Origin of the sequence: Enterococcus hulanensis, assembly GCF_005405485.1 — a bacterium.
Classification (GTDB): domain Bacteria; phylum Bacillota; class Bacilli; order Lactobacillales; family Enterococcaceae; genus Enterococcus_A; species Enterococcus_A hulanensis.
The window spans coordinates 182,886-206,663 of sequence record NZ_BJED01000003.1 but is presented as its reverse complement, the minus strand read 5'-3'; the positions used below and the strand labels follow the sequence as shown (position 1 = coordinate 206,663).

General features: G+C 39.8%; 24 protein-coding genes. 17 read left to right on the top strand and 7 right to left on the bottom strand.

The window, feature by feature from the left end:
- Positions 1-156 precede the first annotated feature (156 nt).
- The 8 genes from FFR60_RS04900 (at position 157) to celB (ending at position 8,564) form a co-directional block, all read left to right on the top strand.
- Positions 157-1,506, top strand: a complete 1,350-nt coding sequence (locus FFR60_RS04900) for an APC family permease (RefSeq protein ID WP_088934335.1) — start codon at positions 157-159, stop codon at positions 1,504-1,506.
- Between the two features lie 236 nt (positions 1,507-1,742).
- Positions 1,743-3,176 carry a 6-phospho-beta-glucosidase gene (locus tag FFR60_RS04895; RefSeq protein ID WP_137663283.1) on the top strand — a complete coding sequence of 478 codons (1,434 nt, stop codon included), beginning with the start codon at positions 1,743-1,745 and terminating at the stop codon, positions 3,174-3,176.
- A gap of 95 nt (positions 3,177-3,271) precedes the next feature.
- Complete coding sequence (locus FFR60_RS04890; RefSeq protein WP_088934345.1) at positions 3,272-3,586, top strand: PTS cellobiose transporter subunit IIB; 315 nt, start codon at positions 3,272-3,274, stop codon at positions 3,584-3,586.
- A 15-nt stretch (positions 3,587-3,601) separates the two neighbouring features.
- Positions 3,602-5,617, top strand: coding sequence for a BglG family transcription antiterminator (locus FFR60_RS04885; protein ID WP_137663282.1), 2,016 nt, complete (start codon positions 3,602-3,604; stop codon positions 5,615-5,617).
- Positions 5,618-5,631: 14 nt separating this feature from the next.
- Positions 5,632-5,949: a PTS cellobiose transporter subunit IIA gene (locus tag FFR60_RS04880; RefSeq protein ID WP_088934347.1), complete on the top strand. Its 318-nt coding sequence runs from the start codon at positions 5,632-5,634 to the stop codon at positions 5,947-5,949.
- 37 nt (positions 5,950-5,986) lie between these two features.
- Positions 5,987-6,166, top strand: a complete 180-nt coding sequence (locus FFR60_RS04875; RefSeq protein ID WP_137663281.1) for a hypothetical protein — start codon at positions 5,987-5,989, stop codon at positions 6,164-6,166.
- A 500-nt stretch (positions 6,167-6,666) separates the two neighbouring features.
- On the top strand, positions 6,667-7,176 hold the full coding sequence (locus FFR60_RS04870) for a hypothetical protein (protein ID WP_088934701.1): 510 nt from the start codon (positions 6,667-6,669) through the stop codon (positions 7,174-7,176).
- A 14-nt stretch (positions 7,177-7,190) separates the two neighbouring features.
- Positions 7,191-8,564 carry a PTS cellobiose transporter subunit IIC gene (celB, locus tag FFR60_RS04865; protein WP_137663280.1) on the top strand — a complete coding sequence of 458 codons (1,374 nt, stop codon included), beginning with the start codon at positions 7,191-7,193 and terminating at the stop codon, positions 8,562-8,564.
- A 66-nt stretch (positions 8,565-8,630) separates the two neighbouring features.
- Here the strand turns inward: celB and FFR60_RS04860 are convergent, their stop codons facing one another.
- Together FFR60_RS04860 and FFR60_RS04855 are read right to left on the bottom strand one after the other, a co-directional pair.
- Positions 8,631-9,065 (bottom strand): acyl-CoA thioesterase, encoded by a 435-nt coding sequence (locus FFR60_RS04860; RefSeq protein WP_137663279.1) that lies wholly within the window; start codon positions 9,063-9,065, stop codon positions 8,631-8,633.
- 2 nt (positions 9,066-9,067) lie between these two features.
- Entirely contained in the window at positions 9,068-9,907 is an 840-nt protein-coding gene (locus FFR60_RS04855) for an NAD(P)H-hydrate dehydratase (protein WP_137663278.1), read from the bottom strand.
- Between the two features lie 404 nt (positions 9,908-10,311).
- Here FFR60_RS04855 and pepV point away from each other — a divergent pair, with 404 nt between their 5' ends.
- From pepV to FFR60_RS04840, 3 genes are all read left to right on the top strand, one after another.
- A complete protein-coding gene (gene pepV, locus FFR60_RS04850) occupies positions 10,312-11,724 on the top strand; it encodes a dipeptidase PepV (protein ID WP_088934354.1) in 1,413 nt (470 codons plus the stop codon).
- A 138-nt stretch (positions 11,725-11,862) separates the two neighbouring features.
- Entirely contained in the window at positions 11,863-12,783 is a 921-nt protein-coding gene (locus tag FFR60_RS04845; RefSeq protein WP_137663277.1) for a nucleoside hydrolase, read from the top strand.
- Between the two features lie 90 nt (positions 12,784-12,873).
- Positions 12,874-13,767, top strand: coding sequence for an SDR family oxidoreductase (locus tag FFR60_RS04840; RefSeq protein WP_088934356.1), 894 nt, complete (start codon positions 12,874-12,876; stop codon positions 13,765-13,767).
- Positions 13,768-13,804: 37 nt separating this feature from the next.
- Here FFR60_RS04840 and FFR60_RS04835 read toward each other — a convergent pair whose 3' ends face one another.
- Positions 13,805-14,140, bottom strand: coding sequence for a hypothetical protein (locus tag FFR60_RS04835; RefSeq protein ID WP_137663276.1), 336 nt, complete (start codon positions 14,138-14,140; stop codon positions 13,805-13,807).
- Between the two features lie 190 nt (positions 14,141-14,330).
- Here FFR60_RS04835 and FFR60_RS04830 point away from each other — a divergent pair, with 190 nt between their 5' ends.
- The 3 genes from FFR60_RS04830 (at position 14,331) to ytpR (ending at position 15,959) form a co-directional block, all read left to right on the top strand.
- Complete coding sequence (locus tag FFR60_RS04830; protein ID WP_371852843.1) at positions 14,331-14,750, top strand: thioredoxin family protein; 420 nt, start codon at positions 14,331-14,333, stop codon at positions 14,748-14,750.
- Positions 14,751-14,759: 9 nt separating this feature from the next.
- A complete protein-coding gene (locus FFR60_RS04825; RefSeq protein WP_137663274.1) occupies positions 14,760-15,215 on the top strand; it encodes a universal stress protein in 456 nt (151 codons plus the stop codon).
- 132 nt (positions 15,216-15,347) lie between these two features.
- Entirely contained in the window at positions 15,348-15,959 is a 612-nt protein-coding gene (gene ytpR, locus FFR60_RS04820) for a YtpR family tRNA-binding protein (RefSeq protein ID WP_137663273.1), read from the top strand.
- Positions 15,960-16,258: 299 nt separating this feature from the next.
- Here the strand turns inward: ytpR and FFR60_RS04815 are convergent, their stop codons facing one another.
- Positions 16,259-17,560 (bottom strand): S1C family serine protease, encoded by a 1,302-nt coding sequence (locus tag FFR60_RS04815; RefSeq protein WP_088934361.1) that lies wholly within the window; start codon positions 17,558-17,560, stop codon positions 16,259-16,261.
- Positions 17,561-18,017: 457 nt separating this feature from the next.
- Here FFR60_RS04815 and rlmH point away from each other — a divergent pair, with 457 nt between their 5' ends.
- Entirely contained in the window at positions 18,018-18,497 is a 480-nt protein-coding gene (gene rlmH, locus FFR60_RS04810; RefSeq protein WP_137663272.1) for a 23S rRNA (pseudouridine(1915)-N(3))-methyltransferase RlmH, read from the top strand.
- Between the two features lie 110 nt (positions 18,498-18,607).
- Here rlmH and FFR60_RS04805 read toward each other — a convergent pair whose 3' ends face one another.
- Together FFR60_RS04805 and FFR60_RS04800 are read right to left on the bottom strand one after the other, a co-directional pair.
- A complete protein-coding gene (locus tag FFR60_RS04805) occupies positions 18,608-19,531 on the bottom strand; it encodes a hypothetical protein (RefSeq protein WP_137663271.1) in 924 nt (307 codons plus the stop codon).
- Between the two features lie 101 nt (positions 19,532-19,632).
- Positions 19,633-20,478: a hypothetical protein gene (locus FFR60_RS04800; protein ID WP_137663270.1), complete on the bottom strand. Its 846-nt coding sequence runs from the start codon at positions 20,476-20,478 to the stop codon at positions 19,633-19,635.
- A gap of 190 nt (positions 20,479-20,668) precedes the next feature.
- Between FFR60_RS04800 and FFR60_RS04795 the strand changes: the two genes are divergently transcribed.
- A complete protein-coding gene (locus tag FFR60_RS04795; protein ID WP_137663269.1) occupies positions 20,669-20,980 on the top strand; it encodes a DUF960 family protein in 312 nt (103 codons plus the stop codon).
- Positions 20,981-21,041: 61 nt separating this feature from the next.
- Positions 21,042-21,515 (top strand): JAB domain-containing protein, encoded by a 474-nt coding sequence (locus tag FFR60_RS04790; RefSeq protein WP_137663268.1) that lies wholly within the window; start codon positions 21,042-21,044, stop codon positions 21,513-21,515.
- Positions 21,516-21,685: 170 nt separating this feature from the next.
- Here FFR60_RS04790 and FFR60_RS04785 read toward each other — a convergent pair whose 3' ends face one another.
- Positions 21,686-23,590, bottom strand: a complete 1,905-nt coding sequence (locus FFR60_RS04785; RefSeq protein WP_137663267.1) for a BglG family transcription antiterminator — start codon at positions 23,588-23,590, stop codon at positions 21,686-21,688.
- Between the last annotated feature and the right edge of the window lie 188 nt (positions 23,591-23,778).

Here is a 23,778-nt window from a genome sequence, read left to right as displayed (position 1 = left end):
TTAAGATAATGACCGAACAAATGAAGGTAGTTATTAAATACTTGGTATATCGCAATTTTTTGTTCTGTTTCTCTTATTCGATAACTTCAATTATTTGTTTTAAAGATCAAGTTAAGAAGTGAACAAGAAATCGCTTCGCAATAAGGAGGAAATATTATGGCAGTCAACCAACAAGACGTCGTTGGTTCACAACAAGGTGAATTAAAACGAACGATGACATTCTTCCCGGCTCTTTCGACAGTAATGGGTACTGTAATCGGAGCAGGGGTATTCTTTAAAGCAGCCAGTGTTGCTGCAGTAACCGGGTCAACCAGCTTGCATATGTTGTCTTGGTTCCTAGGCGGATTGATCAGTGTCTGTGCGGGATTAACAGGTGCGGAATTAGCGGCAGCAATTCCAGAAACCGGCGGGATGCTGCGCTACATCGAACGTGCTTATGGAGAATTTTGGAGCTTTTTACTTGGTTGGGCGCAAGTAGTCATCTACTTCCCAGCAAACGTAGCCGCTTTATCAATTATTTTTGCCACTCAGTTCAAGAACTTATTCGGTATGAGCGATGCAACGATCATTCCGATCGCAATCGTCGCTGCGGCGTCAATCATGTTGATCAACTTCCTAGGCTCAAAGGCCGGCGGGATGTTCCAATCAATCACGTTAGTTTGTAAGTTAGTTCCTCTAGCATTGATCGTTATCTTCGGTTTGATGCGCCAAGGAGATGTCTCAGTCAGCTTGTTCCCAGTCCAAGCAGGACCAGCGGTTGGCGGTTTTGCCCCAGCATTAGGTGCCGGTCTATTAGCAACAATGTTTGCTTATGACGGTTGGATTCACGTCGGAAATATCGCCGGCGAATTGAAAAAACCAGCGCGCGACTTGCCTCGTGCCATCGCTGGCGGAATCTTAGGGATCATGGTCGTTTACTTATTAGTACAATTCGCATTCCTACGTACATTGGATATGTCTGCTTTAGCAGGTAACGAAAATGCGGCGATGGATGTTGCTGGAAAAATCTTCGGCGGCATGGGCGGTAAATTAGTGACGATCGGTATCTTGATCTCTGTATATGGAACGATCAATGGTTACACCATGACTGGTATGCGTCTTCCTTACACAATGGGACTTGAAAAACAATTACCATTCTCAGATAAATTAGTAAAATTAAACAAAAACCACGTTCCTTACATTGCAGGTATCCTAGAATTAGTGATCGCTATCGGTATGATGATGATCGGCGGATTCGATATGCTGACTGACATGCTGGTATTCGTCATCTGGATCTTCTACACATTAGTATTTATCGCAGTAATCAAATTAAGAAAAACAGAACCAGATTTGGTTCGTCCTTATAAAGTACCACTTTACCCAATCATTCCAATCGTTGCGATCATCGGCGGAATTTTCATCCTAGTGATGACCCTGATTAACCAGTTCCAATTGGCAATGGTCGGTATCGTGATCACAGCATTAGGTATTCCTTTCTACATTTACTTGAAGAAAAAATACAAATAAGCGTTAAAGCCGTCATCTTCGATTTATTACGAAAACGGCTTAAAGCAAACAAATACGAGAAAACATCTAAGGCAGATTCTGTTGCTTTAGATGTTTTTTTGTCTTTTTAAAACAACTTTCTTCTATAGAAACTACCCCAGCTAGCAAATTGCCACAACGCTGTGGCAAATGTCTGAGTTCCGAATGTAACCGCTATCTCTTATGATGAGGATAGTAAAGGAAAGGAAGGTAAACGTATGACAGGATTTCCAAAAGATTTTTTGTGGGGAGGTGCAGTGGCCGCTCATCAGCTTGAAGGTGCTTGGCAGGCAGATGGAAAAGGAACCAGCGTAGCAGATGTGATGACTGTCGGCGGACCAGGAGTTCCGCGAAGAATTACTGAAGGGGTGCTGGAAGGAGAGTATTATCCCAATCATGACGGAATCGATTTTTATCATCGCTACAAAGAAGACATCGCACTCTTTGCTGAGATGGGCTTCAAGTGCTTCCGAACATCGATTGCCTGGACGCGAATTTTTCCTAAAGGAGATGAGGAGGTTCCCAATGAAGCGGGGCTGAAATTTTACGACAATCTTTTCGATGAATGTTTGAAATACGGCATCGAACCCGTCGTGACGCTTTCGCATTTTGAGTTGCCGTATCATTTAGTCACCGAGTATGGCGGTTTTTCCAATCGTAAAGTCATTGATTTTTTTGTAAAGTTTGCCGAGGTTTGTTTTAAACGTTATAAAGACAAGGTCAAATATTGGATGACCTTTAACGAGATCAATAATCAAGCCAATTACAATGATCCATTTTTCTTGTTTACCAACTCAGCGATTCCTTTTAAGGAAGGGCAGGATCGTGAGAAGATTATGTATCAAGCCGCTCATTATGAGTTAGTGGCTAGTGCGAAAGCTGTTCAAATCGGAAAAGCGATCAATCCAGATTTTGAAATTGGTTGTATGATCGCCATGTGTCCGATTTATCCGGCAACCTGTAAACCATCTGATGTTTTGATGGCGCAAAAGGCCATGGAGAAACGCTATTACTTTACTGATGTTCATGTGCATGGTGCTTATCCGGGTTATATGATGACATACTTTGCCAGAAAAGGTTATGATTTAGATATCACATCGGAAGATTTAGCAGAACTGAAAAAAGGAACCGTTGATTACATCGGCTTCAGCTATTACATGTCATTTGCCATCAAGCATAATGAGGACAATGTTTTCTACGATTACCATGAGCAAGAAGACTTTATCCGAAATGAGTACATCGGTATCTCAGATTGGGGCTGGCAGATCGATCCAGAAGGTTTGCGTTATGCCTTGAACTGGTTCACGGATCATTATCGCGTGCCGCTGTTCATTGTTGAAAACGGTTTTGGCGCGATCGATGAAAAAGAAGCGGACGGCAGCGTTCATGACACGTATCGGATGAATTACTTCCGCGACCACATTAAAGAAATGAAGAAAGCAGTCGTAGAAGATGGCGTTGACTTGATGGGGTATACACCTTGGGGCTGCATCGATTTAGTTTCGGCGAACACCGGCGAAATGAAAAAACGCTATGGCTTTATTTATGTCGATCGGGACAACGAAGGCAACGGAACCTTGGAACGCAGCAAGAAAGATTCATTTGATTGGTATAAGCAGGTGATTGCTTCAAATGGTGAAATTCTAGAATAAAAAACGAACCCGCTATAAGCTGTGATTCTATTAAAATAATAGTAGAAAGAAATATAAGGATAAAAATATTTAAATAATATAGGGAGGAAACAACGATGAAAAAAGCATTGATTATTTGTGCCGGAGGAATGTCTTCATCAGTAATTGCCAAAAAAACAACAGAGAACTTGCAAGGAAAAGGAGAAGAGATCCAAGTAGATGCCACTTCTCAATCGCAAGGAGCAAGCACGATTGCCAAGGACGAATATGATTTGTATCTGGTTAGTCCGCAAACAAAAATGTACTTTGACAGCTTAGAAAAGAGCGCGAAGAAATACAGCAAACCAATTGTCAACATCCCGCCGCAAGCGTATGTACCGATTCCAATGGGGATTGATAAATTGTCTAAAGTGATTCTTGAAAATATTTAGTAAGGATTGATAGCAATGTTGAGCAAAAGAGAAACACAAATCCTAAAACTGCTTTTTGATCATAAGCACACGTATTTGACGAGCCAAGAAATTGCTTCGGGGATTGATGTTTCCAATCGGACAGCCAGAAAATATCTGCATTTGTTAGAAGATACATTAAAAGCTGAGGCTGTCGCGACGATCGAAGCGAAACAAGGAAATGGGTACCAGTTGAAAATTGAGGACGCAAAAAGATTTGATGAGTTTTATCTGACCGAAGTAAAAGATCAATCAACTTCAAAGGATATTACGACGATTCAGGAATCAAATGATCGACAGTACTATATTCTAAACCGCTTATTTTTTGAACAAAGTGCCGTGTATGTTGATGCAATCGCAGACGAACTATTTGTTTCTCGCTCAACCATATCGAACGATCTAGTTGAAATAAAAAAACTGATCGCACCTTACCAAATCGAGCTTCAAAGTAAAAGCAATAAAGGAATTTTCATAGTAGGGAATGAACAGAATATTCGCCACTTCATTATGAATTATTTCTTTATGGAACGTCTGCATGACAATCTGTTTGCCTTTTCAATGTACGCGAACTTATTGGAAGGGATCAGTGTTGAGGAAATTGTCATTATTGTTTTAGATGAATGTCGGGAATCACAATTAAAACTTTCAGATTTCATCGTTTATAACTTAGTCCTTCATATCGGCCTGGCGATCAAACGAATCCAAAATGGTTTCTTGATGGACATCCAGGCGCCGATCGCTTTTGACGAAGATTCGATTGAATACCAAACAGCATTAAAAATCTTAGCAAGAATTGAAAATGCGATGGGGATCACCTTTTCTTCTGAAGAAGCCGATTTTATCGCGCTTCACTTGAAGAATAAGATCACCGCTAAAACCATTTTTCAAAAGGCCGATGCGACCGAAGCTGAAATTCGATCGCAGTTGCTAGAAACATTAAAGGCGATCGATCAGAACACGCCGTTTAATTTGGAACACGATACGATCTTAATTGATGGGCTGATGATTCACTTCATCCCGCTATTGACACGGCTGCAAAACAACTCCAGCATCGAAAATCCGCTGCTCGAGGAGATCAAGACACAATATCCTGATTTGTATGAGCTGACAGTCAACTATTTTTCAAAAATGCCTGTCTTTAAGCCTTATCAAGTGACCGAAGGGGAATGGGCCTATCTTGCCATTCACATAACGGCAGCGGTGGAACGCTACTTCAATGAGCAAAAGACTCATGTTCTAGTTATTTGTGCGACCGGCTTAGGCAGCTCCCAGATGATCAAAAATCGGTTGGAACGAGAATTTGGCTCCAGAATCTTGATCGAAAAGGTCATCAGCTACTATGAGATCGCCGAACAGGATTTAAGCCAGATCGATTTGATCATTTCATCGATCAATTTGGGAAATATCGTTTTAAATGCACCAATCGTTAACGTCAGCGTCTTCTTAGGGAAAGAGGACATCCAAAAAATCAATCATGAAATATCCAGCAATAAGGGTGGCCATTTCAAAGATTGCAAAGAAAAGAATCAGCCAGAAATGGTCGAAGAACAAATTGAATTAATTAAGCGAAGCTTCAAACCAGAGCTGTTTTATTTTGCCAAAGGACCCGCAACAAAAGAGGCGGTCTTAAAAGAATTGATCGGCAAGATCGAAGCAGTCGAAAACACCGACTTGCAGGAAAGCTTTTTGAACCAGTTGAAACTAAGAGAATCCTATAGTTCAGTCGTCTTCTCAGAATTTATGGCTGTACCGCATCCAATCGAAGCGCTGACCAAAGAAGGTCACGTTGCGGTAGCGGTAGTACCGGAAGGGATCAACTGGGGCGAGGAATGTCAAAGCATTCAATTAGTATTCTTGCTGTCACCGGATAAAATAGGGAAGTTTGAGATAGACAAGGTTAGTCAAATGTTGGTCGAAATCATGGAAGATGATCACTTCAGGAAAGCCTTAGCTTTCAGCGATACTTTTGATAACTTTATCAAGGCGTTTATTGATCAATTTAAAAAAGCATAAAAAGGAGAAAACAAATGGACTCAGAAAAATTACAAGAAGCTGCATTTGAAATTATTTTGAGTAGTGGCGATGCCCGAACTCTTGTACATGAAGGTTTCAAAAGTATGCGTGAAGGAAACTATGAAGAAGCCGAAGGACATTTGAACGAAGCAAACGAGTCGCTAGTCAAAGCCCACAAAGCACAAACCGAGCTCTTACAGCAATACGCCAGCGGAGAAAAAATCGAAATGGAAATCATTATGGTGCACGCACAAGATCACCTGATGACCACTATGACCCTCCGCGAAGTCGCAATCGAGATGCTGTCTTTATATCAAAAAGTAGCACAATAAGAGCTACTTACCTTAGTAAGAACAAGGAGCGCTAAGGATGAATAAAAAAATCGAATTAAAACGGGTGGAGCTGAACAACTTAAAAAAAGAGTTGGACACCATCAAGCAGTTGCCCTACGGCGGGATACCGCTAGCCGTTGAAGCCAAACGAGTCGAGAAAAAATATAAACAGCTAGAAAAAGAAATACAAGAATACGAACAAGCAAATGATGTTTGAAAAATAGCTACCGAAGAACGAGATAGGATGTCAGTTCTGCTTTTCGCAGTAGCACAAAGTTCGATATAGAGACATCAAGTTTCTAGAAAAAAGAAGTACGTACGTTTTAGCAGAATGATATACGGCATGAGAATAGGAGTGATTTTTGTTAAAAAATCATTACCTTACTACGAATAAGGATGTCAGTCCAACTTGTTAGCAGCTAATAAGGTGAAAAAACCTAAAAAGCAGTTCAAAGAAAACAAAAATGAAAGAACTAGTTGGATGATATACGTGGCGAGAATAAAACCTATTTTTTCGGTTTTTGAAAAAATAGTTACCGAAGAACGAGATAGGATGTCAGTTCTGCTTTTCGCAGTAGCACAACGTTCGACGTAAAGACATCAAGCTTCAAGAAAAAAGAAGTACGTGCACTTTAGCAGAATGATATACGGCATGAGAATAGGATTGATTTTTGATAAAAAATCATTACCTAACTACGAATAAGGAGAGAACACACGATGGATAAAGAGTCTGTTAGTCAGTTAAAAAAAGAAACGGCATTGAAGAATTTTAGATATAATCGCTTCCTTTTACTTAGATATTTATTAGCCGGTTTTTTCTTTACTAATTTATATTGGTTGCTTTCTTTAGCTATGAGTAAAAGTATGTGGGCACTGCTGCCGCTGGGATTAATTGTACTTTCAGTGCCAGCCATTGCAGAGCATTTACGTCTGTACGGCTATCCATCAGATGATGTTCGCGACCAATTAAAATGGCATCGGCTATATCAAATAACTCAAATAGTAATGAACATCATTTTGTTTGCGGCTGTTTTGACGAATCTAGGCTTCGAACAAGTCTTCCCATTTTTCACAAATAACATGACAAGCAAAGGGTTTGTCAGCTGCATATTGATCGTTGGAATCCTGTTGTCAGGAATTATTTTAAAAAGAATTAACAGCATTTATAGTCAAAAGGATAAACATGCATCGTATATTACAGAATTTAGCAAACTAAATAATAAATAAAGGGTGATTAAAAAATGGACGGATCAAATAATAAAGTCTTTGCTTTCTTAGAGAAAAACTTGATGGGCCCAATGGGGAAAATCGCATCATTAAAAGTTGTGCGGGCAATCATGGGTGCTGGTATGGGCGCAATTCCATTTACGATCGTTGGTTCAATGTTCTTAGTGTTCAATATTTTGCCAATGACATTTCCGTTTTTAGAAGGCATTTTCAACGCGACGTTTTTCAAATTCAGTGACCTTTACATGTTAGCCAACAGTACGACGATGGGGATTTTGGCATTATACTTTTGTGTTGGCTTAGGATATGAGTACACGAAAATCATCGCGGAAGAAGAAGATTTGAACATGGCGCCGATCACAGGTGCATTGCTGTCAATGTTCGCATTCTTCTTGTCGATTCCTCAATTAGTGATGGACAACGGCACAGTGGTTCGTTTGACTGACGCTAAAGAAAACATCATCAACGGTTGGGCAATCGGCGGTGACGGCGTTGCTCGTTTAGGAACAGTCGGAATCTTTACAGGAATCATCATGGCAGTCATTGCCGTTCAGCTTTATCGTTTGTGTGTATCAAAAAATTGGGTCATCAAAATGCCTGAACAAGTTCCAGAAGGTGTATCTAGAGCCTTTACAGCATTGATCCCAGCATTTGTTGTAGCCTTTGTTATCCTGATCATTACAGGGGTCTTAGTATTCCTCAATACCGATATTTTCCAATTGATCGCTATTCCGTTCGGTTTCGTAACGAACTTAACCAGCAGCTGGATCGGTGTTATGGTGATTTACTTCTTGATCCACGCTTTATGGATCGTGGGTATTCACGGCGCCAACATTATTTCTTCATTGATCGCTCCGATCACTTTGGGCAACTTGGCTTTGAACGCTGACGGCGCACATATCCCGTTAGCCGGTGAGTTCCAAAACGCCTTCGTAACAATCGGCGGATCTGGTGCAACATTAGGTTTATGTATCTTCTTAGTTTACATGGCTAAATCAGAACAGTTAAAAGTCTTAGGTAAAGCAGCAATCGTTCCATGTCTGTTCAATATCAATGAACCGCTAATCTTCGGTATCCCATTGATCTACAATCCATTCATGGCGATTCCGTTCTTCTTAGCACCAATGGTTTCAGCATCGATTGCTTACTTTGCGATCCAATTAGAATTCATTCGTCCAGTAATCGCGAACATGCCTTGGCCTTCACCAGTTGGTGTCGGTGCCTTCATCAGTACCGCTGGTGACTGGAAAGCAGCTTTAGTCGCAATCATCTGTGCGGGTGCAGCGTTTGTCATCTACCTGCCATTTGCTCGTGCTTACGACAAAAAATTGGTTGATGAAGAAACAAGTGTGTCAGAAGAAACTGCTGGCGAAAGCATTTCAGCATAATAAGAGAGACCGGAAAGATTTCTTAAATTAAAAATAGCCGTTGGCAATTTGCCAGCGGCTATTTTTTTACAAATCTTCTTTGGTTGTTTCGTAATATTCTAAAAATAGTTCATGCAGGGCAGGATGAGTTTTTCGCAGCTGCACTAAACGGTTAGTTTCGTAGGACATGAAGCAGTGTTGGCTCGTACCGGTCGTCACCAGTCTGTCTCCATTATAGACACGGTATTCGAAATCTAGGCGTGTGCCGGTATATTTAGTGACGATTGGTTGGATCAGAACTTCGTCGCCGAAGCGGACCATTTCCTTGTACTCGCAGCTGACACCTAAAACAGGGATCATAATACCATCAGCTTCGATTTTTTCAAAGGGGCAGTTCATAAAAGACAGCGCGTCGACACGGGCCTCTTCAAACCAGCGAATGTAATTAGAGTGATGAATGATGCCCATCTTGTCTGTTTCATAATAAAAAGGCTTGCGAAGATAGCCGGGATATTTTTCCATAGTTAGTTCCTTTCGGTTGCATATTTTTTCATATAACGAGGCAGAGCCTCACTGATGGAGGTAGGCAAGACGACGTAATGATCTTTTGCCAGCTCGTCGCCTATCAAGCTATGGAGATAGACCGCCGCTCCGACCGTATCGATATTTTTTTCAAACTGAGCTAAAAAGCCGGTGATCATACCAGCCAAAGTATCTCCCGTACCGCCTGTCGCCATTCCCGGATTACCTAAGGAATTTTGATAGTAGGCGATCGCTTCGTCGTAGATCGTTGTGCGATGACTCTTCAAAACGATCTTGGCGCCTAAAAGAGCCTGCTTGGCGCGATTGTTTTCATCCGTCTGCTGGATAAAGGATAAGCCGCTCAGTCTTTCCCACTCCGCCTGATGAGGAGTGAACACGGTCTGTTCAGGATGCTTTAATGTCAGATTATACTCACTAAAGAGCGAGATGGCTGAACCGTCAATTACCAGCCATTGCTGCTCTTTTTGACTTTTCAATACGCCTTTTAACAGGGTCAGTGCCGTTTTATCCAAGCCTAGCCCAGGACCAATCAAGACAACATCGGCTTTTTCTAGAACCTGATAGATCATCGTCGTCTCCCAAAAGGCTAAAACCATCGCTTCTGGCAGGCGTGCGTGAAGGGCGCTATGATTTTTTTCAGCAGTGACGACGGTGGTAAGTCCCGCGCCGCTTTTGATACAAGCCTCGGCACTCATGATGATCGCACCGCCATATTGTTGATTGCCGCCGATCAAAACAACTCTGCCAAAGGTTCCTTTGTGGGAAATCTTCGGTCGTTTTGTAATCACTTTATGCAATATTTCTTCGTTTAGTTGGACCATCTAGTCACCCGCTTTCATTAACTTTATATTGGAATCATTTTTAATGGTAATAACAGGATAAAATTCACTATGAGTCTCATTATAAGGGAAAAAGGAGAACCTGTCCTTGCATTTCTTAAAGAGTTTTCATTTTTATTCTATTCAATAGAATGCTATCATTAAAGTGGTTTAAATTAAGGGATGTCAGTTGCGAGTTCCACTTTGTATTTTTAATACGCTAGTGGAATCGTATGCCAACGACAATAAGAAAATTTGTCTCAAATTTTTACATCTTCATTAGAGTTGGCTCAACTTTTCGCAATTCACTAAGAAGAGAAAGCCGTTTAAAAGTGAGGCAATCATTCAAGTGAATGCAGTAGTTGAATGTTATATGGCATTCGAATCGAATAAGGAGGAATCTTTCAATGACAATCGATTTTAAAAAAGAAGTCGAAGCACGTAAAGACGATCTATTAGCGGATCTATTCACTTTATTACGTATTAAGAGTGAACGTGAAGACGACAAAGCAACTAAAGAAGCACCATTCGGACCTGGGCCGGTGGAAGCATTAGAAAAAATGCTTGAGATCGCAGAACGCGATGGCTTCACAACAAAAAACGTCGACAACTATGCCGGCCATTTTGATTACGGTGACGGCGATGAAACCTTAGGAATCTTCGGTCACTTAGATGTGGTACCTGCTGGCGACGGTTGGAGTTCAGATCCTTACGAACCAGAAATTCGCGACGGCAAATTATACGCCCGCGGATCAAGCGATGATAAAGGCCCTTCAGTTGCGGCTTACTATGCTGTAAAAATCATCAAAGAATTAGGTTTGCCAATCTCTAAAAAAATCCGTTTCGTCTTCGGTACTGACGAAGAAAGCGGCTGGGGAGATATGGACTACTACTTCGAACACGAAGAAAAACCTGACTTTGGTTTCTCACCAGATGCGTATTTCCCAATCATCAACGGTGAAAAAGGGAACGTAACTATGATCCCTCATTTTGATGGTACAAACGGTACTTCTTATGTACTTGTAAGCTTTGAAGCTGGTCTTCGCGAAAACATGGTTCCCGGCAATGCAGTTGCAGAAGTAAAAGTTGCAGATGCAGACGCTGCTGAAAAATTAGCGAAGGAATTCGCCGACTATGTTGAAAACAATCCAGTTAGCGGAAAAGCTGAAGTATCTGGTACAACAGTTACTTTACATTTAGACGGAAAAGCAGCTCATGGCGCAAGTCCTCAATTAGGTACGAACGCTGGGACTTTCTTAGCAGTCTTTTTGACAAACTATGATTTTGAAAAGGGTGCTAAAGCCTTTATCGAAAACAGCGCAAAATACATCCATGAAGATGTTTATGGTAAAAAATTAGGCGTAGCATTCAACAATGAAAAAATGGGCGAATTGACGATGAACGCTGGAATCTTCAGCTTCAAAGACGGTCAAGACAACGACAACCATATCACGTTGAACTTCCGTTACCCTAAAGGTACGACAGCCGAAGACATCAAAGCAAAATTAGAAGAACTATTCGGCGCGGACGTGAAGGTGACTCAAGGAGCACACCACATGCTTCCTCACTATGTACCAGCAGATGATCCATTGGTAGCTACTTTGCTAGATACCTTTGAAGACCACACTGGTATCAAAGGGGAAGAAAAAGTGATTGGCGGCGGAACATTCGGTCGTTTACTAGAACGCGGTGTCGCTTACGGCGCACAATTCCCTGGCTTTGAAGATACAATGCACCAAGCCAACGAATACATGTCCGTTGAAGATATTTTGAACTCTGCAGTAATCTATGCAGACGCGATCTATCGTTTAGTGAAATAAGCATTTGCTGAAATGAACCTCACAATTTTTAATTGTGAGGTTTTTTCTGTTGGAGAGGATGCACTGGTTGGCATAAAAGCGAATCCTGTTGTATGCTTTTTGAGAACGCTTGAGACTTAAAGAGAAAGAGAGAATGCTATGAAGAAAAGACCAGTCATTTTAAGTACCGATCCGGGAATCGATGATGCAGTTGCGATCGCTTTGGCCCTTTTTAGCGAGGAGCTGGAGGTCAAATTGATCTGCCCGATCTTCGGTAATGTCAGTTTGGAACACACGAAAGCCAACACCGAAAAACTATTGACGCTCTATCAAAAGACACCGCGCGTTGTTCTAGGAAGCTCGCGTCCGTTATTAAGAGAAGCGATCGATGCCAGTGAGATCCATGGGGAGTCAGGTATGGACGGCTATGAGTTTCCGGAGGCGACCATTTTTGCGGATGAATCTCAGACGGCAGTTGAGGCGATGCACGAGGTAGTGAACGAAGCCGAAAAAACGACACTAGTCGGAATCGGTCCATTAACGGATATCGCGCTGTTTATCCACCTTTACCCGCAGGACTTAGCCAAAATCGATCGAATCGTTGTGATGGGCGGCAGCTTGGGACGTGGAAATTATGGCGTGCTGTCTGAATTTAATTTTGCGGCTGATCCCGAAGCGGCAAAGATCGTCTTCAACAGCGGCATCCCGATCCAAGTGGCGCCATTAGAAGTCGGCAATCAAGCTAAGATCATGCCGGAAATTACGGACAAGCTGAAAAGTATGGGTGAAATTGGTGAAATGATCCATCAACTATTTTCGAAGTACCGCAGCGGAAGTGTTGATGCGGGTTTGAATATGTACGATGCTTTAGCGATTGCCTTGATCGTAAAGCCGGAAATGTTTGAATTGGTTTCGACGCGCGTCGAGATTGAGACGACCGCGTCATTAACCTATGGGGCATCCTTGATTGATCTGAACAATTATTTAGATCTGCCGGCAAATGCGGAGGTCGCGGTCAACGTAGAGGCGTCGCGTTTTGAACAATGGTTTATCGACTCGCTTGCCAAAACAGCGAAGTAAAAATCGTTTTACAAATTTAACTTTTAAGCAAAATATTTTTGCTTTTTGCCAATATCGCGTAGTGTTAGAGGTAGAAAGTGAGGAGATAGAATGAACGAACCAAACTTAATCGATCCGCGAAAAATGTATCATGAAGGACAATTTAAGAAGCAAGATCAAGATACTCCGGCACTGCAAGATGACATGGCACCTAAACCAGATTGTGGTGAGGAAAGCTATGTTGGAAATAAAAAATTAGAGAATCGCCGAGTATTGATTACAGGAGGAGACTCTGGAATCGGTCGTGCCGCAGCGATTGCATTTGCACGAGAAGGTGCGGATGTGGCTATCCATTATTTCCCGGGCGAAGAAAAAGATGCGAAAGAAGTTGCCGACTATATTGAAAAAGCCGGACGTAAGGCACTGTTGCTGCCATACGATCTAAGAGAAGATCACGCCCCAAAAGAAATGGTCGCTAAAACAGTCGAAGCCTTTGGCGGATTAGATACGTTAGTCCTAAATGCCGCGCAGCAGATTACACGAGAATCAATCGAAGAATTACCAGTCAAACAAGTGGAGGATACCTTCAAGGTAAATATCGTTTCAATGTTTGCCATCGTACAAGCCGCACTGCCTCACTTACCGGCAGGCAGCAGTATCGTGACGACAACGTCTGTTCAAGCCTTCAATCCAAGCGATCATCTGATGGATTACGCTTCAACTAAAGCGGCGATCGCGAACTTCACTGTCAGCCTAGCGAGCCAGCTGGCGAAAAAAGGGATTCGCGTGAACGGGGTTGCTCCTGGTCCAATCTGGACACCGCTGCAATTGGATCACGGCCAACCAAAAGAAGCGTTGCCTGAATTTGGTCAAAACGCGTTACTAGAAAGAGCAGGTCAGCCAGCCGAGTTGGCCCCAGTTTATGTCTTTTTAGCATCAAACGACGCCAGCTACGTGACATCACAAATCTATGGTGTGACCGGCGGCGAACCAATCAACTTATAAAAAATAGCGTATGCCGATTGCCGGCATACGCTTATTTTTATTCGCTAATGACTCGATCAATACTTAAAACAGCTCCTGTTTTAGCATCAGCTTTAAATTCATAGGCAACCAGATGATCGTCTTCTGTACGAGTGATCCCGCCAGAAAGAACATCCATCGTGATGGCGAATTTCTGCTTGTGCTCTGTGTCAAAAGAGATCCATGAGCCCTCGATCGGACCTTCCTTTAAAAAGGCCGCTTTGATCTGATCCAACACTTTATCTGGGGACATTTTTTGTTTTTTGCGGTAATAATGATTTGCAGCAATCCCTGCGGCTAAGCCGATCGTTGAACCTACAGCGAGGCCTTCTGCAAAGTTTTTAACTTTTCCCATAGTAGCAATCTCCTCATTCAATTTAATGTTTTTAAAGCTGAGTTTCACTTTACTTAAATGTAATGGTAGAAGTAAAATTATCAGCTATCTAATTAGTGCGGGCGTAGTAGTTTCTTGCGTTCGCCTTATTTTACCATTCTTCCAATCAAATTTGAAAACTATCTGCCATTCTTTTCCATAAAAAAGAACTATGAGGCAGCGCATTGAGCAGAAGCAGTCCACGAGTAACCTTCTTTCTCAAAAAGAACGAAAAGTGTATAATCAAGGTAGTAAAAGAAAAGGTCGTGACGGAATGATTATCCCTAAAAGTATTGAAGAATTAGCCGATTATGCGCAAAAAGGTAAGAATGTCTTCTTTTTTACCGCTGACTGGTGTGGCGATTGCAGTTTTATCAAGCCTCAGATGCCTGAGATCGAAGCGGAGTTTCCGCAGTTTCAATTTATTCAAGTAGATCGTGACGAATTTATTGACGTAGCGGCTGAATGGAATATTTTTGGGATCCCTAGTTTTGTTGTGGTAAATGACGGAGAAGAATTAGGTCGGCTGGTCAATAAAAATCGTAAAACCAAAGAAGAAATCGCCGGCTTTTTACAACGAGTAGAAGGGTAGGAGATCGTTATGTTCACACAATCATATCAAAATATTTTAGTTGGGATCGACGGCAGCGATCAAGCGATGGAGGCCTTCAAAAAAGCCTTGGCGGTTGCTAAACGAAACCACGGAACAGTTTACGTCGCAAACGTGATCGATCATCAGATCTATACGTTCATGAGCTATTCGCCCTTGAATGAAAACATTATGGATCAGCTAGCGGCAGACGCTAAAGACTTGATCAATCAATGCAAAGCGATCGGAAAAGAGCTTGGCTATAACAAGATCGAAGGCATCATCGCCTATGGCTCGGCAAAAGAAGCGATGGCAAAGACCTTGCCTGAAAAATACGACATCGATCTAGTCATGGTCGGACAATCTGGACTAAATGCTGTCGAACGCTTCATGACCGGCAGTGTTGCCAGCTATGTGATTAAAGAAGCGTTGTGCGATGTTTTAATCGTTCATCCAAGTGCCGAATAAAAGCTGGCTTGACCAGCTTTTTATTTGGAGAAAAATGGGAACTGAGTGATAAGCTGGAAATGAAAAAAATCTCATGCACAAGGCCCATTAGATTTGTTAAGATACGAGAGGACTACGACTGGAGGTAAAAACGTGATTTTTGCGTATAACAAACAAACTGTTGGCGACACGTTAATGGTGATCGTCAAAAATGATGAAAACAAAGAAAATGCTGCAGAACGAAAAGGGGCAGTTGCCCGCGTTCAAACGACTGATGGTACGACTGTTGCTTGGAACTTTTTCAACGTATCCGAATACTTGAATATCCAAGGCAATGGACAAGTCGAGCTGTCAGAAAAAGATATCGAAACCTTAAACGAACAATTAAAGCTGGCAGGATTTGAAGAACGTCTAGCAGCGGACCTTTCACCAAAATTTGTGGTGGGCTATGTGAAGACTTGTGTCGATCATCCTGATTCCGATCATCTGCATATTACCGAAGTAGAGATCGATGACGGCAAGACGCTGCAAATCGTTTGCGGTGCACCAAATATCGAAGCCGGACAAAAAGTCGTTGTAGCAAAACCAGGTGCGATGATGCCAGACGGTCAAATGATTTGGCCCGGCAGCTTACGCGGAGTAGACAGCTTCGGCATGATCTGCTCAGCCAAAGAATTACACCTGCCAAATGCCCCAGAAAAAAGAGGGATTCTAGCCTTGGACGAAGACGCGAAGACCGGCGAAAAATTTGAAGTAGGCAAATAAAACAACTCTCCACTTTGACCTCCGCTGGGCTGTCAAAATGGAGAGTTGTTCTTTTTTATCAAGCTGAAGGCCAAACAAAAAATGTCTTTAGAAGCAACATTCAGAATTATGACGTTGATTCAAAGCGGCAGTATCGGAACGAATCATCCGCTTAATCAAAGGAAGAACGATCAGGGAATAACGCATTCATTCGATCCAAAGAAATTTTTTCTTTGAATTTTTTGATGTCCAAACTGTTAATTGACCATTAGTTATCGCACAAAAACGACTCTATTCGTTGTTGAATAGAGTCGTTCATTTTATTGATTGCTTTGTTTTTGCGAGTTTGATTTCAATGAAGTAGCATCGATGCTCAACTTGACTGAAACTGTTTCTTTCTTATCCTGACGGTAGTAAGTGACCTTCACGGTGTCGCCAACTTTGTGTTTATACAATTCAGATTGCAATTCAACACCCGATGACACATCTGTGTCATCGATTTTTGTGATGACATCATACTTCTTCAAGCCCGCTTGATCAGCTGGTGTAGAAGATTGAACACTTGCAACGACAACACCTTGAGTGACAGAACTTGGCACCTTAACGATCTCGCTTACTTGTTCGGTTGATAGGTCAGAAAGATTTGCCATTGTGATACCTAGAGCTGGACGAATCACTTTGCCGTCTTTTTCTAGTTGGTTGATGACATTCACAACGTCATTACTTGGAATAGCAAAACCAATTCCTTCAACACTGACATTTGATTCCGTTTGAACGATCTTGCTAGAGTTGATTCCGACTACTTGACCAGCCATATTGACTAACGGACCGCCGGAGTTACCAGGGTTGATGGCCGCATCTGTTTGGATTGCGTTGATATTGACTGTTTGACCTTCATCATTTTGATTGACCACTTGGCGGTTCAATGAAGAAATGATCCCTGAAGTGACAGAGTTGGCATATTGTGAACCTAATGGAGAACCAAGCGCGATAGCAGGCTCACCAACTTTTAAGCTGCTAGAGTCGCCAAAGGTAGCGGGCTTGATGTCGGCAACTTTGTCAGATTCTACCTTTAAAACAGCCAAGTCTGTATAAGAATCGGTACCGACTAGGGTTGCTTTGACCTTCGAGCCATCTTTCAACAGCACCTCAAGGCCATCTTGTTTTTCTACCACGTGATTATTCGTTACGATATAGGCTGTTTTGCCTTCGAGCTTGTAGATAACACCGGAACCCTCTGACGCTTCTTCCAGCTGGCCGCTATCATCTTGTGATTGCTGATCATCATTTCCGTTACCGAAAATATCAGAGAAGCCGCCTAAACCGCTTTGTGATTGCTGTTTCTGCAAGTTGATGACGGATACGACTGCGTCTTGGACTTTGCTGGCCGCATCTGTAATATCCGAATTGACATCAACCTTCATATTGCTGACTTTCGTATTGCCGGCACTTGGTGATCCGCTGGCCGTCTGATTATTTGGTGCAAGCAGCGAGCCGTTCGCCACATAAAAAATTCCGATCGTTAAAACGGCGCCAAGCACACCGCCTAATAAACTGATCCCAAATCGTCTGAAAAAACCGGGTGACTTTTTGGGTGTTGGGGTAATATCTTTTCTTATCATATTTTCCTCCACCTCTACTGTGATATACGTTATATTGAGTATAGTATTTTTTTGTAAGTTAAGTCTACTACACCGATTTGACTTTTTTATGAAAAAGGTTCGGAGGAAAATGTAGAGAAGTGATAAAAAAACTTGTTTTCCACATACCTAGTGGAAAACTAAGGAAAAAGTTTGTTAATTGTTTGAAGTTTCTTATCCACACAAATGTGGATAAGGTGGATAACTCGGTGGAAAACATATGTTTGTATGTAAGAATACTTGCAAAAAGGGAAAGAACTATCTAAAAACTGTGGATAAACCTGTGATTAGTGTGCATAACTCCGTGGAAAAAGAAAAATGAATCCCCATTTTAGCGTTTCCATCGGTGGATAAGTTTTATCTGAAATTAAAAATATAGTCTATGGAAGCAACTTATATAGAAGAAAAGTAACTTTTTAAAAGGTTAAGGAGGAAAAATATGAACATCAAAATTATTTCTGTAGGAAAGCTGAAAGAAAAATATTTGGTTCAAGGAATCAACGAATATACGAAGCGCCTATCAAAATATTGCAAGATCACATTAGTCGAAGTCCCCGACGAAAAAGCCCCCGAAAAACTCAGCGAGGCTGAAATGATCCAAGTCAAAGAAAAAGAAGGCGAACGCATCCTCGCCAAAATCAAAGAACAAGAATACGTCTTTGCCCTAGCCATCAACGGCCAAAATCCCAGCAGCGAAGACTTCGCTGCTACACTCGATAAACTCCAAACCAGTGGCAAAAGCCAGTTCGCCTTCATCATCGGCGGCTCACTAGGCCTCAGCGATCAAGTCCTAAAACGCAGCAACGCCCAAATCTCCTTCGGCAAGATGACGTATCCCCATCAATTAATGCGCTTGATTTTGGTGGAGCAAATCTATCGCGCATTTCGGATCAATGCAGGGGAGCCGTATCATAAATAGGGATATTTTTTTGTTTTTATGCTGTAATTGGGTTTATTAAGTGAAAAAGATTAGAAAGAAACGTCACACAAGTATACTTAATTGGTACTTGTATGACGCATTCTTTTACATTATGGAGATACCCCTTGAGGAGTTCCTTGAATATCTTGATAAGCCATATTACGATAATTTTCGATCATTCTAAAGTTGGAGTCATTATATAGTTGAGAAAAGTCGTAATCTGTTAGAGTATCATGAGCCTGCGTTTTCATATCCATAAATGAGTTGCCTGCGTTTATAGAAGCTTGATAATCACCTTGTTTATAATAGGATTTGACACCATTCAAATAACTTTCAGCATTCATTTTGACAGATTCATACTCTTGCTTGTCCGCAGAGGATTGGCTAGTATTAGTCTGTTCACCATTGACGGCTTCAAAAGATATTTCCTCGTTTATGGCATTGACGATAGCTCTGTATTCTTCTCCTTGTTCGATAAAAGTAAATCGATAAAATGTACCGTCAAATCCTTCCGATTTTTTTATATCGACATGATTAACCCTTTTACTATTAACTAAATTTAGTGCGTCTTGTTCACTATTAACTGAATATTTTTGTGTAGAAGCACTATTTTCAGCTGCACTACTTTGTAACGAGGCCTGTAACTTGTTCAACTCAGATAACTTGTTAAAGGCGATATTTTCGGGATCGTTCAAGATTTTTGCTGAGGTGATTTTCTCTTTTAGTTCATCAATTTTATTTTCTTTTTTTAAATCTAACGCTATTTGCAAACTTTTTATGCCAGCAATATTTTTCTTAATGCGTCTATCTTTAGAGCCACCTCTTTCCAAAGCTATTTCATACGCAGCAATTGATTTATTATATTCTTCTTCTTCAAAATATTTCTCAGCCTTTTTTATAAGTGCTTTATACTCTTTATCAGATGCTTCTAAAGTACTCGTGGGATCCGTTTCTGCTTTTTTTTCTTTTGTGGAACAAGCAGTAATAGGAAATAGTGACAAGAGTATTAAAATTACAATTAATTTCTTTTTCATTTTAGTAAACTCCTCGTCATATTTTATTCAATACTGGTTCGATTTGTTAATAGACTATTCATACGTTTATAAAAACTTAATTATGTCGAAAGATTTGGATTTTAAAACCCAAATGTTTCCCCAGTTTTAATATCAATTGCACCGACAGCATGAATTGGGATGTCCCCAGTCTCTTTATTTCTTAAAAAAACATTCATCGTATCTTCACCAGCAGGTTGAAACTCATAAACTTCATATTCAGGAAATTGACTTGCTACTTTATCGCGCGCTATCTGTTCATAATCAATGGTTTGGGTATTTGTGGTTTTGATTTCTTCAAAAGATAAAGAACCGTTTATAGCATTGACAATAGCCCGAACTTCTTCTCCCTGTTCAATAAAGGTAAAGCGATAAAAAGTACCATCAAACCCCTCAGCCTGTTTAATTTCAACACGATTTACTCGTTTGCTATTAACTAAGCTTAAGGCATCTTGTTCACTATTAACTAGATATTTTTGTGTGGAAGAGTTGTTTTCAGCAGTTTTACTATTGATAGTGCTTTGCTCTGATACTTGTAGTTTATTCAATTGAGATATTTTATCAAAAGCAATATTTTCGGGATCATCTAAAATTTTGGATTCCTCAATCTTTTCCTTCAACTCATCAATTTTATTTTCTTTTTTTAAATCTAACGCTATTTGCAAACTTTTTATGCCAGCAATATTTTTCTTAATACGTCTATCTTTAGAGCCACCTTTTTCCAAAGCTATTTCATACGCAGCAATTGATTTATCATATTCTTCTTCTTCAAAGTATTTCTCAGCTTTTTCTATAAGCGATTCATACTCCTTCACAGTTGATTGCGAAGAATTCGTGGTGTCAGTTTCTGCATTTTTTTTCTTTGGCGAACAGGCGGTAACAGGTAATAGTAACAAGAATATCGATAGTAAAACCAATTTCTTTTTCATTTGATAACCCCTCGTCTATATATTATATAATCAGTTTACCAAAGCAGAGGATGGGTTAGAAGAACTATCACCATAAAAATATTTTTAATTGTTTTATTCGTTTTTAAAATGAAAAAATAGTAACAAAATAAAGATATATCGCATAAACAAAAATATATATTATTACCATGAAGCCCAATCATCTTAATCGATGATTGGGCTATTTTTATGTTCAGAAGTAGTAAACGAACAAGTTTCGAAAGAAATTCAGTTACGCTGTTGGCAGTTGATTGACAAGAAGATTAAGCAATCAGAGATTCAAATGGATTACTTACAAATTTTTGAATTCAATCGAGATGATCAACGCAAGACCATTAACATCACTCATCGACAAGAAGAACCGTTCTTCATCGACTATCATGAATGTCGAATAACAAAGGAATTAACAAATTTCCAAGTAAAGAAATTATGGGTTATTGATGACCAGACACACCAGACCATGTTATTGCCAGATGAATACTAGAATAAAAAACTCAGACTATAAGTAGAAAATCATAAAAAGTAATAGAAAGAAGGTCTTATTAATGAAGAAAAATGAATCGCAAAAACGAGTAAATGTAGTGTCTTTGCAATTGGTAAAAGAATCATCACTATTATATGGACCAAGAAGAATTACCAGCACTCGGTTGGCATATGAGCTCTTTGAACCTTATTTGAAAGGGAAGGATCGAGAACATCTTTATGTCGTTGGGTTGAATACGAAGAAAGAGCCTACATTTCTAAATTTAACATTGATCGGCACTGTTAACCAAGCAATCGCAGTACCTAGAGACATTTTGAAACCAGCAATACTGGCGAATTCAACAAGCATTATTGTTGCCCATTGCCATCCGAGTGGTGATACCACAGCATCGATCCAAGACATACAATTTACTAAAAATTTGATACAAGCGTGTAAGACAGTGCAAATTCAATTGGTAGATCATTTAATCATTGGATGTGTGACGGATAAGTACAGCTCACTAAGAGAGCAAGGACATATTAAAGAGGATGAATAACCCTAATGACGATTACTGGTCATTAGGGTTTTCTTTTTGCAGAGAGGACGGATTGAAGTGTTACATCAAGCAATCAACATACTAAAAGAACAAACTGGGATTGAATCAACTAAAAAAGACTGGGGATTCGAATCGGTTACTGCTGAAAGAGAAGAACTCGACAGAATAAATTAATCAAATTTATTTCTTAATGAAGATTCAATCGCATGAATCAGATGATTGAAATCTGGTTTTTTTGCAAATTCTGCAAATGATTTTTGATCTTGTAAAAATGTGGAAAGATGATACCAAAATTGAAATTCCTTTGGATTATTTTTTGCAATTGAAACAAGTATTATGAATTTCACGTGATTTAAGTTGTCCCATCTAATCTCCTTATCTAGTGCTACAAATGAAACAAATGTCTCTTCTGATATTGGACTTAAAGTATGAGGGATCGCAATTTTGTTACCAAAATATGTACTGTTTAATTGCTCTCTTTCATAGATAGAAGAGGCAAAATCAGATGATAAGTGATATTTTTTTTGAGCATTTTCAATAGCGCAAGCTAGTGCTTGAGATTTTGAAGTAAGCTGACCATAGAAAAAAGTTTCTTCACTAAATTTTCCAAGTATACTTTCCAAACTGTTGTATCCATTTATTGCTAAATTAATTTTCTCGAAATCTTTTTCATTTGGAAAAAGACTAATGAATGTAATTGCACCTTGATTTTGCTTCAAATTCTTTTCTGTTGTAAAAATTCCATCATAATCCTGGATAGATAGATCAGATGAGAATTTGGAAGGGTGAATAAAATCAAAAGTATCTATTTGATTTGGGAACCAACTCAAAATTTTATGGCGTAACAAAATTGTTTCTGATTTTCTCAGTGATGTGATTAATAAAATCTTTTTCTCTGATGAAGAGGAAAGATAGTTGTCAATCCCGTAGTTAAAATATAATGCTAAATAAGAGACTTCACCCGACAGAATATTCACTGAAAACAGATTATTCATTAACCTACAGAAATATAGAGAGATGTCATAAGCCTGAGGAAATGACTGATGAATTTCTGACTCTAATGGATTATCAAGCTGTGTGCCTGATTGTGCTCTGTAAAGTAGTGGCATTAAATGTAGGACAAGCAATAAACGCAAATTATCAGCAGAATCAAAGTTGATGGCAAATTTTTGATATATTGCTTTAAAAGACTCATCAATAAATTTGTTTACTTCTCCATGTAGAGGATCGTTGCTGTTTAAATTTACTTTGCCTAATATGATTTGCGTCAAAAGAGCTGACTCATCAGCAATTTTTTCCTCTTTTATTCTATAGCCATCTAAAAGAGTGTTTAGAATCTCTCTTGAAATCTTAAATTCAACTGTTTCCTTAAACTCAGAAAAATGCTGCTTCTCAACAAAATAATTTTTTTTAATTCTTTCTATTGACCTAGCGATATGAGCCGTTATATTTTGTAAAATTTGTTCATCAATTTTATATTGGAAGTTAATGAAGGTATCGGCAACCACATTGTAGATGTCGGTTGTATTTTCGTGAGAATAGTAAGAATTTGTCCTATCAACATAGCCAATTTTATTTAAACAGGTTCTTTTATCAAGTTCTTTTCCTGAAATATAATAGCCCGTATTAGACTTATATTCTAGGTCTAAGTTGAAGCGGGATAATATGTCTTTGACTTTTTTCATTTGATTATAAAGAGTAGTATCTGCGATAAAAAAGATAGTCATTAATTTTGGTTTTGATATATGCTTATTGCTGTTTAACAAATAATAGATAATTGCGTTGCTTCTTTGTTGTATGCTATTGAATTTAGTTAGTCGTTTCTCAGTGAAACGCTCTATTTCCTTTTCAAATCCTTCTTTATTAATAATTACTAATTTATTGCCTTTTCTCGGATAAGTTTCAATTTCAAAAGTAGACAAAGATTGCGTTTCTTCACGAATAGTCTGCAACTCGCTTTTTACAGTACGAACACTTACATCAAAGAAATCAGCAATTTCTTTGGCTGTTACAAATCGATCAGTTTGTTTAGCCAAAAAGGTTAATATATCGGTTTGTCTTTTTGTTAAGTACATAAAAATCCCCTCATTATCTTTATTGTGCGAAAAAAATCACGACAATCATGTATCTTGTATATTTTCAATTTACCATATTCCTTGCTGTTTTGTTCCCCTTTTATTGCACGAATGAATATTGGGCATATTGAATAAAAAATTGCACTCCCTTTTGATATCAATCGTGCAAAGTTAAGAAAATAAAAAAG